General features: G+C 35.6%; 10 protein-coding genes. 8 read left to right on the plus strand and 2 right to left on the minus strand.

Annotated features, from left to right (window positions below; all coding sequences use genetic code 11):
* Positions 1 to 1,765 precede the first annotated feature (1,765 nt).
* Positions 1,766 to 1,903 carry a hypothetical protein gene (locus tag F6K23_RS17045; protein ID WP_293157829.1) on the plus strand — a complete coding sequence of 46 codons (138 nt, stop codon included), beginning with the start codon at positions 1,766 to 1,768 and terminating at the stop codon, positions 1,901 to 1,903.
* A gap of 128 nt (positions 1,904 to 2,031) precedes the next feature.
* Complete coding sequence (locus F6K23_RS17050; protein ID WP_293157832.1) at positions 2,032 to 2,346, plus strand: DUF6679 family protein; 315 nt, start codon at positions 2,032 to 2,034, stop codon at positions 2,344 to 2,346.
* A 103-nt stretch (positions 2,347 to 2,449) separates the two neighbouring features.
* Here the strand turns inward: F6K23_RS17050 and F6K23_RS17055 are convergent, their stop codons facing one another.
* On the minus strand, positions 2,450 to 4,048 hold the full coding sequence (locus F6K23_RS17055) for an MBL fold metallo-hydrolase (protein WP_293157835.1): 1,599 nt from the start codon (positions 4,046 to 4,048) through the stop codon (positions 2,450 to 2,452).
* A gap of 9 nt (positions 4,049 to 4,057) precedes the next feature.
* Positions 4,058 to 5,383 (minus strand): transposase, encoded by a 1,326-nt coding sequence (locus F6K23_RS17060; protein WP_293157838.1) that lies wholly within the window; start codon positions 5,381 to 5,383, stop codon positions 4,058 to 4,060.
* Positions 5,384 to 5,944: 561 nt separating this feature from the next.
* Here F6K23_RS17060 and F6K23_RS17065 point away from each other — a divergent pair.
* The 6 genes from F6K23_RS17065 to F6K23_RS17090 all read left to right on the plus strand — a co-directional run bounded on the left by F6K23_RS17065 (position 5,945) and on the right by F6K23_RS17090 (position 12,220).
* Positions 5,945 to 6,814, plus strand: a complete 870-nt coding sequence (locus tag F6K23_RS17065) for a phycobilisome linker polypeptide (protein WP_293157841.1) — start codon at positions 5,945 to 5,947, stop codon at positions 6,812 to 6,814.
* Positions 6,815 to 7,084: 270 nt separating this feature from the next.
* Complete coding sequence (locus tag F6K23_RS17070; RefSeq protein ID WP_293157844.1) at positions 7,085 to 7,846, plus strand: phycobilisome rod-core linker polypeptide; 762 nt, start codon at positions 7,085 to 7,087, stop codon at positions 7,844 to 7,846.
* A 101-nt stretch (positions 7,847 to 7,947) separates the two neighbouring features.
* Positions 7,948 to 8,487, plus strand: coding sequence for a phycobiliprotein lyase (locus F6K23_RS17075; RefSeq protein WP_293157847.1), 540 nt, complete (start codon positions 7,948 to 7,950; stop codon positions 8,485 to 8,487).
* A gap of 683 nt (positions 8,488 to 9,170) precedes the next feature.
* Positions 9,171 to 9,791 carry a chromophore lyase CpcT/CpeT gene (locus F6K23_RS17080; protein WP_293157850.1) on the plus strand — a complete coding sequence of 207 codons (621 nt, stop codon included), beginning with the start codon at positions 9,171 to 9,173 and terminating at the stop codon, positions 9,789 to 9,791.
* 44 nt (positions 9,792 to 9,835) lie between these two features.
* A complete protein-coding gene (locus tag F6K23_RS17085) occupies positions 9,836 to 10,141 on the plus strand; it encodes a CpeR family transcriptional regulator (protein ID WP_293157853.1) in 306 nt (101 codons plus the stop codon).
* Positions 10,142 to 10,765: 624 nt separating this feature from the next.
* Positions 10,766 to 12,220 carry a hypothetical protein gene (locus F6K23_RS17090; protein ID WP_293157856.1) on the plus strand — a complete coding sequence of 485 codons (1,455 nt, stop codon included), beginning with the start codon at positions 10,766 to 10,768 and terminating at the stop codon, positions 12,218 to 12,220.
* Positions 12,221 to 13,878 lie beyond the last annotated feature (1,658 nt).

The raw sequence follows: 13,878 nt of genomic DNA on the forward strand, positions 1-13,878 counted from the left end.
CTATCAAGCAATTCCAGCTAAAGTCTCTCAACAAATCTTGATTATAATAGATAGAAACACCGAAAAGCTTTTTAGCAGCCAACGATGTTTATAAACACCAAGCCATCAAAGTTTAAATCTTGTCCTCGTCTTCGGTGGATATAAAAATAAAGTAACGGGAAAAAATGTTCTAGTTTATAGGACACAAGCTATCAGGAAGAGGCCGCTTAAGCTGGGAATAATTCATCCAAGTCAAACTGGGATTTATCTCAAAACATTAGTACCTACTTCACAAATTAAACAAGTTCGTCTTGTCCCTAGACTTAATCATTATGTAATTGAGGTCATTTATGAAGAAATCCGAAAAACAATACGAGCTAGAGAAAAATCGTTGCGCCAATATTGATATTAAGATTAAACAATTTAGCTACATTAATTTTTAATAAGCGCCGGAATTAAACTCAAGAGTTATCAATGGCAGACCGTTAAAATCGATAAATCAATACTATAATAAAGTTAAAAGCTTCCGACAATCTCAACTCCAGGAAAATCAATTAAGTAAGAGGCTGAAAAAACTTATGTTAAAAAGAGAATTTAAAATCAACGATTACCTTGCGTATTGCATCTGGTTTGATTATTGATACTCTAATTAATCAGAAAATAGGAACATTTATAATAGGGCACAATGAAAACTGGAAGCAGAAGATAAAATTAGGGAAAAGAAACATTTCATATTTTGTTTTCCTCCCCTATAACAGGTTAATATAAATGTTATCTTATAAAGCCAAGATGGTAGGGTATAGATGTAATTATTACAGAAGAATCTTACACCTCAAAAGCGAGTTTTATAGATAATGATTTGATTCCTGTGTACAAGTTCAGGAAAAAGAGTCAAGCTATGCATCGCCGCCAAAGGGGGTTTCCCACATGAGCAACTGCATCAAGACAAAGAGGAATGCAATCGTACCGCAAGCATTGGATTAATTAATGCTGATATTAATGCTTCTATAAACATAATGAAAAAAGCGGCGTTGCACAGTGACAAATGATTTTAGATTTTTGATGGAATTGGATTTTGGATTAGTCAATTACTAGTAATGATTAATATTAGGTTTTTTTTAGTCAAAGTATAAACTAATTTTTGGCAATATCATTCCATAATGTGCAACTCCTAAAAAGCAGCTCCCTTTTGTATTTTGCTATTGGGATAGAGAAGTCAGTGCGCCCTTGCGAGTCCCCCGACAGTCACGCAACTGGCGTGGTGTTGTAGTGCCTCCTTTCCTAGGTCATGCTGCGCAAACGGAGGAGCTACACTAATACGAGCGTCAGGGTAACACCTGAGCTCCGTTTTACTATATATAGATATAGCTTCAATTTATAAATTATAGTTTTGATGATTTGGCAATTATGCCTGATAAAATTTTAAGTTTTATAGTAGCCCATGAATTTAAGTTTATTTATTTTTAAGATTATGAACAAATCAGCAATTAGTGATTATATGGACAATAATGACCATCAGTCATGTAAATCTTACCATGTTGTCCTCATCTTGTAAAATATGACTAGTAAAAAAAATTAAAAAATTATCTCAAGTTAATTGAGTTAATCAACTAAAAGCTCTAATAAGACTAAAATAGAAGTAGGTAGTTTTACTTTCATTATCAATTACTGTTGTATAGTAGAATTAAAAATAATGAAAATCAAGAGTAAATATTCTTAAATTGCATATCAGGGGAACAAATTGTTCTAAAAACTGATATTTAAGTTACAATATCTCTAGGAGTGAATGTTTAATGTAGTGTTACAAACTAACAGCACTTCCTATTACCTTTTAATGTTGCAAGCTGAAAAATTAATTTCTCTTCTAATAATTCCTTGGTGGGAGTTATGTGTTGATGGTAGTCATGCTAGTCATAGACCTTAAATATAGTTTTGAGTGTCCACTAAACTAAAAAAACTTAGAGAAAAAATTTGTCTTTGTCAACATTTTCAGTAAATAGTCTTCTGTAAGTATATTTGATCAAACTTATTGACTGGGAGTATATAAAGCCAATGCTACAACGCAAGATATATCAACTTTGTTGTGATGGTCGTGAAGTCTGTATTTTTTTGCGAGATCAGCAGCGTTGGATTGAAACAGCAAAGATATTAGATATAGAGGGAGATTTAGTAACTATACGCTATGAAACAGATGAAGATGATGAAATCTGTTCTTGGGAAGAAATGGTACGTTTAGAAAGTATAGGGGCGATTACCCAAAAATTAGCATCTGTACCAAGGAATAATATAGAACCTCTAGTATCTGAAGATTGTCCAGAAGCTGAACGAATTCGCAATCACTACCCAGAATCAAATCAGCAGGAATAATATTTAAGATATGATATTAATATTTCTTGAACTGGTTTCTGGTCGTTAAATACAAAAGCATATTTATATAATGTAGCTTGATCAATTAATCATTTTATTCTATTTATTCAGTAGAAGGAAAATGAAGGGACTTAAACATAGGACAGTACCCATCAGATGTTACCCTAAATCCATATAGAGCTGAAGTAGGGTTTGAGCAACGCTGTCCTCGATAATATAAACAATTAACGCAACAATCTAACTCAGGAGAAATAAAGCGATCGCTAGTCTGATAAAGAAGTTGTCGTTGAGAAATTCCTCTCATAACCAACTCTTCTCCTTGCCAACGAACTTCCACAATACCTGTATCAGCAAAAATTGGCCAACGACTATCATTTGTAATGCTTTGAGGTAAAGAAACTATTACCTCTGTGTCCAACTCAGTTAATTCTCCCTCATAATTAGTTTCAGGTAATGTAGGTACTATAAATGTATCACCAATTGGCAGCTCTACCAAAACACCATTACCTGGAGAGTGGAGTTGATAACGGTTGCGTAACTCTTCAAGATTAGTAAGGTCAGCTAAATAACTAGGACAGCCATGAACAAAAACTATATGTTGAGGACGCAAGTTGTGAATTAACTGTGTTGTTCCGAGTCCATCACAATGATCGGTCAGAAGATATGTCTCAGTATGAACAAAATTCAACTCTTGTGAAATTTTTCCTGGTATTTCAGGTATTAAAACAACAAAAGAATTATCTTGATTAATAATATATTGACTCAAATCAGTATCCAGATCCGCAATGAGAATATAAGGCTTTTCTCCAGAAGGAAATTGTCCTGGTAACTGCCTCAGCACACGCGGTTTTACCTTTTCGTCCCAAAATAAAGGTTGATGTTGAGCAAAATTTTTAACTGCTGGAGGAAATTGGGGTAATAGTTGTAGATAAAGGTCACAAACTTGGGCAACTTGTTCCTCTACCCAAATGTCCAGATCGCGACCTGTGAAATAGTGATGACTGCGCAGAAGCATTAACAATTCTTGTCCTAATCCTAAAGCAGGAGTGGGCAAAATAACCGATTTTCCAGAAGTAATAGCTTGATATATTCTTTCTGCAAGATGATTTTCTAACTGTCGGCGATGTGGATAACGAGCTGTACCATAACTACCCTCAATTATTAATACATCTGGTTTTAATCCTCGTAAATCTCCTAGAGGTAAACCTTCAACTAAACGACTATTGGATAAAAATAAATCTCCTGTGTATAAAAGCTTATAGGTTCGATGGTCTTCAGCAGTATAAGTCAGAAGAAAAGCTGTTGCTCCAGGTAAATGACCAGCAGGAAAAAGCTCTACAGTTAGACCACTACAAAGTTTTATTGGTGAGTGCCAAGGCAAAGGTTGACAGAAGTCAGGGATTTCAGAAGCAGCAAATTTTGACCAATTGAGAGGTAAAAGTTTCGTTGTTGGTTCACTAGCATATATTGGTAACTGTGGAAAAGCTTGATGAAGTGCAAATAGTCCTTGAGCATGGTCTGAATGTGCGTGAGTACATAGGACAATATCTGCTGGGACTAGTTGTTGATTTTCATTAGTATTATTTAATAATGAAATATCTGCAATACCACAGTCTAATAAAATCCGGTGTGGACCTATCCGGGCGAGCAGACATATTCCATCATCTCCATGACCTACACTATAAGCTAAACATTGTAACATACTCCCACACTAAGCTGGCACTATAGTACGGGCTTCTCGTTTCCCTGCCCTGCCATTGCATCGGGATCCACGAGCTTTAAGGACGGAATGCCCTACCGCCCTATTTTTTATATTTATCGCTGCATTTCCTAGGTCATGCTGCGCAAACAAGTCGCAGTCTATTACAGTACCGCAATGCGGACAAGAATGAGTTAGTATGTTTAATTCTTTGGGGACTTTTTCACCACAATTTGAGCAATCTTGGCTGATATTTTTGGGGTTTACTGCTATAGTTTTCTGTCCAGCATTTGCCTCCTCCGGAGGAGCTGCGCTAACGGCTTTGACAGTTAAAATAGACAGGAATTGACTCCATCCAGCATCGTTAATTGATTTACTCAAACTAGTCTTTGCTAACCCTTTTATGTTTAAGTTTTCGTGGACAATAACATCCGCTTTTGATAACAATTCATTGGCTGTTTTGAAATGAAAATCTTTACGTTTATCGGCAACTGCTTGGTGCGCGTTCCCTTGCGACTGTCGTCGTCGCGGGGTCGCATCCGCCTTTTTATGTTGTTTTGCTACAGCTATAAGAGCTTTTAACCACCTTTTGCTACCTTCTTTCTTTCGAGATAAACGTTTCTGTAAAGTCTTTAATCGCTTCTGAGATTTTCTATAGTATTGAGGTATGGGGACAGATTCTCCAACACTAGTTACTAAGAATTGCTTTAGCCCCATCTCAATTCCCAGAGTGTTTTTTAATGTAGGTTCCACTTCAGTTGTTAAAGCTGGAACTGATTTTTCTTCTAGGGATAAAGTCACATAATAACCATCAGCTTTACGACTAATCGTCACTGTTTTAATTATAAACCCTTCTGGTATTGGACGATGCTGAATTAACTTTACTTTTCCAATTTTGGGTAAGTTTATTTTATTTCTTTCAATGCAGTCAAGTTTGATTTGAGGATAAGTAAAACTGCGATAACGTCCAATTCCATTAAACCTTGGTTTTCCTAATTTATGCCCATTTTTGTCTGTTTTCAACCATCTATCAAAGGCAAGTTTTACCTGTTTTATGCAATCCTGTAAAACTTGAGAATGAATTAGCTTGTATTCAGAAAACTTATCTTTGGTATTGACCAAATCTCGTTTTTGAGAGTAATAATTTGGATTATCTCTTAGTTGAGGAATGGGCATGACCAAGGGGCAGGCATTAACTGGACAAAGGTTTTCTGACCACCATGAGAACCGCTCCCCTAACCTATAGTTGTACTGCCGACGTAACAATTCTAACCACAATTCTATGGTGGCTATTTGTTCTTTGTTCGGCCTTAATTTATATTGGTAGGCAGTGCGCATGGTGGAAAATTTCCGGGGTTATAGAAACATAATAATATAATACAAGTTTTTCAACTTTTGACTTGATAATTTCAAAAAATTTCTACAATAATCTATCTATATTTTTCACAAGTTTTTTAAATATTGCATCGCCAAAAATCTAATACTTAAAAAGTTTTGATCTATTTTTTCTGAACAATTTTTGATGTTACAGCATTTTTGAGGAAGCATTAAGTACAGTTATAAGACTATATTATTTCTGTATTCCCTGTTCCCTAGAGCAATAAACTTTGTAGCTCATCAACTCGATAACTGCTGTAATTGCTAGCTTAACTTTAATGAGAAGAAATCTAGTATATATTTCTATATATTTACAAAACTTTATAATTCTTTATGATTAAGAGCTTGCTCGCAGTGTATATTCCAAAAAAGTAGAAAACTAAAAGAAATAAGCTCATAAATTTATACAATCTAAGTTCCTGGTTCAGGAATAGATTGTAACAATGAGCCAAAATTTTTCAGTTTTGTAACTAAAAAATACATTTTTTCAGCAAACCAGATTTTACCTAGGAGATAGTTCAAATGGTTTTTGGACCAGCATCTCAATTAGGGGTTAGCCTTTTTGAAGATACAGAACCCGTGGAACTGTTACCCGGAAGCTCATCAGAAGAAAAAGAAACTGTGATTCGAGCTGTCTATAAGCAAGTTCTGGGCAATGCTTACGTCATGGAGAGTGAAAGACTCTCTGTACCAGAGTCCAAACTCAAAGAAGGCGAAATTACTGTCCGTGAATTTGTACGTCAAGTTGGACGTTCTGACTTGTATCGTTCTCGGTTCTTTGAAAGTTGCCCCCGCTATCGTGCAATTGAATTAAACTTCAAGCACTTTTTAGGTCGAGCTCCCGATGGCTACGATGATATGAAGTTTCACAGCAATATCCTTGATGAAGGAAGTTTTGAAGCTGATATTGATTCCTACATTGATAGTGAGGAATATGATAGTGCTTATGGGGAAAATATAGTTCCTTATTATCGAGGCTATAAAACCCAAACAGGCAAAAAAATGGTTGGTTTTACTCATATGTTCCAACTATTACGAGGTGCTTCCAGCAGCGATTTAAAAGGAAGTTTGTCTGGAAAAAGCCCTGCTTTGAATAAATATGTGATTCAAGAAACACCTTTAGCAGTAGTTCCTCCTTCTGGTGGTTCAGATGGTTGGTCATTCCAAGATACACCTTTAGGTGCTAGAAGTAGACATGGAGTAGGAGCGAGTTCTAGTGGTAAAGTTTACCGCATTGAAGTAACAGCTTATCGCTCAAAAGTAGTAAATCGTGTTTCCAGATTCCGCCGTAGCAATCAAGTATTTTTGGTGCCTTTTGATCGACTTTCTCAAGAGTACCAAAGAATTCATCAGCAGGGTGGTGTAATTGCTAGCATTACTCCTGTAAGCTAGGGCTAAAAATTAGAAAATTGTTTGCTCTTTTGCATGAATAGCTTAGTTGCTAGAATCCTAATAACTAAAAGTTAAATTAACACAATTTAAAGTTGTGATAATTTAGCAATATTAAGGATAAATCAAGGGTAAAATTTTTCAAGAATTTTGCAGTAATTCATGGTTGATGGCTATGATGTATATACTTGTTAAACTAATGGCTATTAACCATGAAAACTGCAATCATAATCAATAGAAAAAATCAAAATCTTTTAATTAGAGGAATTAAGAATGTCACTTTGGGTAGACACAGTAGATCCAATAGAACTACGTTCTAATGCTACAGAAGATGAAATACAAGCAGTGATTCGAGCTGTTTATAAACAAGTTTTGGGAAATATCCATGTAATGGAAAGTCAACGTCTAACTAGTGGGGAATCATTACTCCGAAATGGAGATATTTCTGTCCGTCAATTTGTTAGTATGGTTGCTAAATCCGACCTATATTTTTCCTTGTTTTTTGAATCATCTTCTCCTTATGGATTCATAGAACTAAACTTTAAGCATTTATTAGGTCGCTCTCCAGAAGACCAAGCAGAAATTTCTGAACATACCCTTATATACAATGAACAAGGATATGAGGCAGAAATTGATTCTTATATAGACAGCGAAGAGTATACTCAAAACTTTGGGGAGAACATTGTTCCATACCCACGGGGTAATAGCACTCTAGTTGGTATGAAAAATGTTACATTCAATCGGACATTTGCTCTAGAACGGGGATATGCTACAAGTGACAGAAACAAATCTTCCCGACTTACTTCAGATTTAGCTACTAACCTTGCTACGAAAATTGTTCCACCTGCATATTTAAGTGGACCTTATAGCAATACAGTCAAACGTTTCCAAATCTCAGTTACTAAAACTGGTATTGGTCCTACTGTAAAACTGAGTAACACAACTTATACAGTATCTTACGAGCAGCTAAATTCAAAAATTAACAGCATTCAGAGAACAGGTGGTAAAATCCTGAAAATTACTGAAGTTGGTTAAACAAAAGATATAGTAACCTGCCGAAGCTAATTAGTTGGACTTAAGAGGGACCTGTTTTAAACTAACAGGTTCCTAATTAAATATTATTCAAGATAGGAATAATGGATGTTGTAGAATTTGTTGAACGCTCTATAGGACGCTGGCGATCGCAACGTAGTGGCCATAATTTAGCATTTAGTCATTTTGAGGAAGTTAGGTCCACGATAGATATTGTCTCTTTACCAAAAATGGCTCCAGAGGTCATAGAATTGTGTAAGTCTAGTAAGGTAGATATTGGCAAAGCTGTTTCTCCTTTTCAGATGAGTTGGCAAGGAGAGTCTGACTGGGATGACGATGAAGTTATGGAAGGTAGTTGTGTATTAGTGCCAATACCTGATGTAGATAATCTCAAAAAAGGAAAATTATTACGTTCCCAAGGTTATGCAGAAACTATTGCTGCTGTAGGAGAATATCAAATTACTGAAGATGGTACTTTTATTCTACACACAGAATATGACCGTGCTGCTGCAGAAGAAAAAATTTGGTTTGGTACTCCCAATCTCAGGTTTCGAGTATCCTTGATTAAAACGAGTGATGGTAATGGTGTATTAACTGCCTCTTTTTCATCAGAAATTCGTTCTTTGTCAATGGAAGAAAAATGATAACTCCCATCTATAACAGTCAGTAGTTCAACAATTAATAATTAATAATTAATAATTAACAATTACCTCTTGTTAAAAAGAAGAGGATTGACGCGGAGTGTGATTTTTTTTTCTTTTTTTCCCTTTTAAAGGAGAGGATTTAAACCTTAATTATTCGGTAAACAAAATAGATTTAAGAAAAGTAAATCCAAGTTTTGAATTCTGCCAAAAAGTAATTTGTAATTCAATTTACCTAGACACTTAATCTTTAATATCTATTATAAATTAAGTGTTAGGTTGTAGGTCGTAGGTCGTAGGCGTTAGAAATTATACGAATTTTATGTGAGGCAGCACAGAGTCCAAATAATGAAAGCTTATTTAACAAAATACTCAGCATTGGAAAAACTATATTCTTTCCTACTGTTCCTACTCCCTAACTGCCTACTGTACCTCATAAACCTGGAATACGCTGTAAATGCTTAAAAAAAATATAATTTTACTCAGTTAGTCAAAATTGATTATCAAATAAAAAAAAAGCATTGTGAATAAAAAAAAGGGAAGGTCATTTCAGTTATTAAGTTAGCCTCCTCCGGAGTATCTACGCTAACAGTACCTCTGCAATAAGGAGTCTTGACATCAGGAATATTCTCTTTTTTTTATCCCCTTAAAAGGGAAGTCTTTAGACCACAATTTTTCGGTAAAATATGACTATTTCCCATACAGAAAATCAGACAAAATCAAACAATATCATTACTCTAGCTAGTTGGATGGCAGGGTGCTTTAGTAACCAAAAACAAGCTTCTAGCAATCGAGTTCTTTATGCTCATATTTATATTTATTTCCGACCTTTACCATATCAATTTTTCTCTGGCATAGGTTTTTATTCAGAGCAAGTTTATGACTATGACCTTTGGAGTCCATATCGTCAAGGAGTTCATCAACTTATAGATAAAGGCGACCATATTTACATAGAAAATTACGGTCTCAAAGACCCTATTCTTTATGCAGGTGCAGCAAGAGAACTTGATATTTTACATACTATTACTCCAGAAAATATAGAACGTCGTTATAATTGCTCAATGGTTTTTAAACGAGATGGAGAAAAATTTTTAGGGAGTGTTGAACCGGGAAATAAGTGTTTAATTAATAAGAGAGGATGTGAGACTTATCTAGTTAGTGAAGTAGAATTAACTGAGCAAACATGGGTAAGTTTAGATAGAGGGATGGATGTTAATACACACGAACAGGTTTGGGGTTCAAAAGCAGGACATTTAAAGTTTGAAAAACAAACAAGTTTTGCTGATGAATTACCGTTCAAAAATTGAAGGCGACAAATTATGAAACAGTCTTGAGGGAGGACTAATAGAAAATGTTGCCACCAGTAGCAGAAAAAAAAATGCAAAGCTGGATTAGAACCAGACATTTAATCTGTTCAGGAAACTTTTTCTTGTTTGAGACAGTAGAATATTCTACAGTTGATAGGTTCGCAGAATGTGTTGAAACATTGGGTGGAAGTTTGATATCTGTCAAACCTATCAAGAAAATTTGGATTGGTAATCATAGAAAAGTAGTTCTTTATCAAGCAAAAGCAAGTCTACATACACCCCACCACGATTTGAAACAATACTGGGTCAAGAACGGCGGTTTTTATACAAGGTTTGACGAACGGGGTTAGAATAACACCGTTTTACGGAAGTCAGAAGTCAAAAATCAAAAGTCAGAAGGCGCAATTTGATAGGCTAAAAACTTTGACAATACAATAGTTTCAGACAATTATTTGAATTTAAAGGAGCGAAACTATTTGTGAAATCCTTAAAGTGAATTGGTATAAGTAAAGTGCTTTGCAGAAGTCAACACTAATCAATCAAAAATTAAGCAGGTTTTTCGATTTTAAACCTTACTACTGTTTGTTTTGATATCTTATCAAAATACGCGCAACTCCGCCTTTTAAGGCCAAATATTTTTGGAGGTTTGCTCAAGTCCGCGTTACCGAATGAATAATTAATAATTAAATAATTAAATAATTAAATAATTAAACAATTCAGCAATACTTGCCTCCCCTTTCAAGGGGAAAAAAGCGGTCGAAGGATGGCGAGGAAACCTTTGCCATATCCAATCGACCAAGAGAATAAATTTTTTCGGCGTTGGTCAATCCTCTCCCTAAAAGGGAGAGGTAATTATCAATTATCCATTAATGAAAAAAATAACTTCTGACTTCTGACTTCTGACTTCTGACTTCGTTAAGGGAATACCATTCAACGGTATACTAGAAACAGTATGGTGGCCAAGGAGATTTATAATGGCAAGAAAACGTAATGGTGCCACCTCATATTCAGAAAGCAAGGTTAAAGTCGGTGTGTCTCTGACTCCCACTAGCGCTGAGAGGCTAAAGGACGTAGCAACTGAACTTGGTCTATCTAGGTCTGAGTTAATTGAGCGCATTGCTAGAGGAGACCTTGCAATTTTGAGAGAGGCGGCACAGATCAAAGCAAATCTGGACAATCAATCGGAGACAGTAAATAATGCTCTGAAGAAAAATGAAGTATCTGATGAAAAATTGGATATAGTAACAGTTCCAGAACCATTAGTTGACTCTGTAGAAACACAAAATCAGTTATCGGAAAGTTATCAAACTTTACAACAAGAGTTGGCATCTCAGATGGCACAGATTAAACATTTGGAAGACCAAATGACGGGGATGGTGTCAAGAGAAAGTTATGAAACTTTACAGCAGCAATTAGAAGAAGATAAAAAAGTAATCGTAGAGTCTCAAGCACAACTAGCTCAACTCAAACAACTAGAAGAGCAAGTAGCTTTGATGGTATCTCAGGAAAGTTATAAAACTCTCGAGCAAGAATCTCAAGCACAACTAGCTCAACTCAAGCAACTAGAAGAGCAAATTGCTTTGATGGTATCTAGGGAAGTATATGATTCTTTGCAACACCAATCACAGGAGCAAATTGCTCAAGTTGAGCAACTGGAATCTCAGATAGCATCGATGCTGTCTCAGGAAGCTTATGAAATTATCCAACAAGAGTCACAAGAGCAAATAGCTCAATTAAAAGAGCAAATTGCTTCGATGGTATCTAGGGAAGTATATGATTCTTTGCAACACCAATCACAGGAGCAAACAGATCGACTAGGGACACTAGAATCTCAGCTCACCTCGATGGTGTCTAAGGAAGTTTATGAGAATCTTCAGCAAGAGTCACAGGAACAACAAACTAAACTTCAAAAACTAGAATCTCAAATAGCTTCAATGGTATTGCGGGAAAGTTATGAGTCCTTGCAAAATCAGTCAGAAGAACAACAAGATAAGTTGCGAAATCTAGAAGCACAAATTACCACAATGGTTTCTAGAGAAGCTTATGAGACTTTACAGCGTCAGTCAGAAGAACAGCAAAATAAGTTGCAAAGTTTTGAACAACAGACTGATTTAATGGTGTCAAAAGAAAATCATGAAGCTTTGCAGCACCAGTTACAGGAGCAACTCAATAAGTTGCAATATCTTGAATCTATAATTGGTTCAATGGTATCACAGGAAACTTATGAAGCTTTGGAAAAACAGTCAGAATTGCAGAAACAAATAATTACAGATTACCAAAATAAACTGACTAAATTGCAACAAGAATTTCACGTTCAAGTGGAGACAATACAGGCTTCAAGAAAGCAAATTTCTGAGTTACAAACTACATCTATGATGGCAGAAAATCACATTCTTAATAGATGGCAAAATCGTACTTTTTCTAGATAAAATCAAAGAAATATGATTCTTTTGATGAATTCCGAAATTTGAAATTTTCAGTTGGGAAAATTCAGAACAAATCAGGGAGAAGAAAGTAATTATTTATTTCCCAAGCGACAAATGCTCTCCGCTAATTGCTAATTGATGAATGTAGAGATTAAATCTTTGTATTCCACAAGGAAAAGCGGAGAGAACCTAAGTCGCATACATATATAATTGTTGATAACGACCGGGTATAGCAGAAGGAAGATTTTTTTAGTTATCTAGGAAAGAAGGAAAAATTTTGCTTTGTCTGAGCTTTAAGCTTTTGATATGTCCGCGTCCTTTCCTTCAACTTATATAAATAGTGAAATATAGCGTTTTTATCTGGTGTGTGGAGAATAAGTGCTATGAAAAATGGAATAGGAAATAGGTATGGAGGGAATAGTAAAGGAGGGAAAAAACGATTCAATAGTATCAAGAATAGCAAACACAATAATATAAGGTAATAAATCAGCGCGCTTTTTTGATCAAAAAAACTTCAATCTATATTGACATCTCAAATCAAAAAACTATATTGAAAATTCAAAAAAAAGGTATCAAAAAATATATCTGATATTAAATACAGTTTGATCGACTAATTATCTAGATGCCTAAATTATATCTAGGCATAAATATTTACTTTCATTTTTGAATATTATTTTAGTAAAGTGATTTTTTTACCGAAAAATTGTGGGTATGCGCCTCCCCTTTTAAGGGGATAATAAGCGGTCGTTTGCGCAGCATGACCTAGGATGGGATGGCGCCATTCGGAGCGGCTCTGATAAGAGCGGGTCTCCTCGCCATATCCAATCGACTCCTGTGAAGAAAAATTTTCATGAATTTGTCAATCCTCTTCTTTTCAAGGAGAGGTAATTATTCATTATTCATTATTCATTATTAATTGTTGAAAAGTAGCAAATATACAAATAATTTTTGTATACCTACTATAAATTTCCAGAAAAGGTTCTCAAACCCTTACCCCACTATTCCAACATTGGCATATTTGGAGATGTCTTCTGAGATAGTTCATTTTATATTTTAATGACAGTTTTACCAAAGCTTAATTGTTGATAATTTCATACTTTCTAGCAATTCCCAAGAAGCGCGAGATACAAAATTAGTTTGTTGCGCGGGAGTAGGAAGTAGGGAGTAGTAATTCTGGCAGCAGGTAATAGAAAAGAAGAAAAACAACTATACCTTGGTAACTAGAGAAACTCTATATCCAAAGCCCAAATAAATTTTACGTTAACTATCATCACCAAATATATATAGCAATCCAATTCCAGTTGCGGGTAAAAATATCGGGTGCATCTCAATGCGTGAATAAAGTCAAAAATTTATCGCTTTTAGGCAACAGCGGTCAGACCCCGCGTCGGCATCAGACGCAAGGGAATGCTGACCAAGAGAGGCAACAGGCAACAGGGAATATATAGGAAAAAAGTATTTTTTTGACATCCTCCCCGGCCTAAAGGCACGGGGATTCCTACTGAGCCGTAGCTCCTCGGCGGGTTGACGCTTTGCTTCGCATAGCTGCCGCTAACACAGGGTGCTGCTTCCTTGGCGGTAGTCTAACGCTTCCCTCCACATCCGCGCACGAGTTTCCGAGTGCCCCCCGGCAACTAATAACACTGTACCACATATTCAAT

The sequence above is a fragment of the Okeania sp. SIO2C9 genome (assembly GCF_010672455.1).
Taxonomy (GTDB): domain Bacteria; phylum Cyanobacteriota; class Cyanobacteriia; order Cyanobacteriales; family Microcoleaceae; genus Okeania.

What these genes read in the sequence shown, in the direction of transcription:
- F6K23_RS17045 (WP_293157829.1), top strand. Translation starts at nt 1,766, where the DNA reads ATGTTTAATGTAGTGTTACAAACTAACAGCACTTCCTATTACCTTTTA.
- F6K23_RS17050 (WP_293157832.1), top strand. Translation starts at nt 2,032, where the DNA reads ATGCTACAACGCAAGATATATCAACTTTGTTGTGATGGTCGTGAAGTC.
- F6K23_RS17055 (WP_293157835.1), bottom strand. Translation starts at nt 4,048, where the DNA reads ATGTTACAATGTTTAGCTTATAGTGTAGGTCATGGAGATGATGGAATA.
- F6K23_RS17060 (WP_293157838.1), bottom strand. Translation starts at nt 5,383, where the DNA reads ATGCGCACTGCCTACCAATATAAATTAAGGCCGAACAAAGAACAAATA.
- F6K23_RS17065 (WP_293157841.1), top strand. Translation starts at nt 5,945, where the DNA reads ATGGTTTTTGGACCAGCATCTCAATTAGGGGTTAGCCTTTTTGAAGAT.
- F6K23_RS17070 (WP_293157844.1), top strand. Translation starts at nt 7,085, where the DNA reads ATGTCACTTTGGGTAGACACAGTAGATCCAATAGAACTACGTTCTAAT.
- F6K23_RS17075 (WP_293157847.1), top strand. Translation starts at nt 7,948, where the DNA reads ATGGATGTTGTAGAATTTGTTGAACGCTCTATAGGACGCTGGCGATCG.
- F6K23_RS17080 (WP_293157850.1), top strand. Translation starts at nt 9,171, where the DNA reads ATGACTATTTCCCATACAGAAAATCAGACAAAATCAAACAATATCATT.
- F6K23_RS17085 (WP_293157853.1), top strand. Translation starts at nt 9,836, where the DNA reads ATGTTGCCACCAGTAGCAGAAAAAAAAATGCAAAGCTGGATTAGAACC.
- F6K23_RS17090 (WP_293157856.1), top strand. Translation starts at nt 10,766, where the DNA reads ATGGCAAGAAAACGTAATGGTGCCACCTCATATTCAGAAAGCAAGGTT.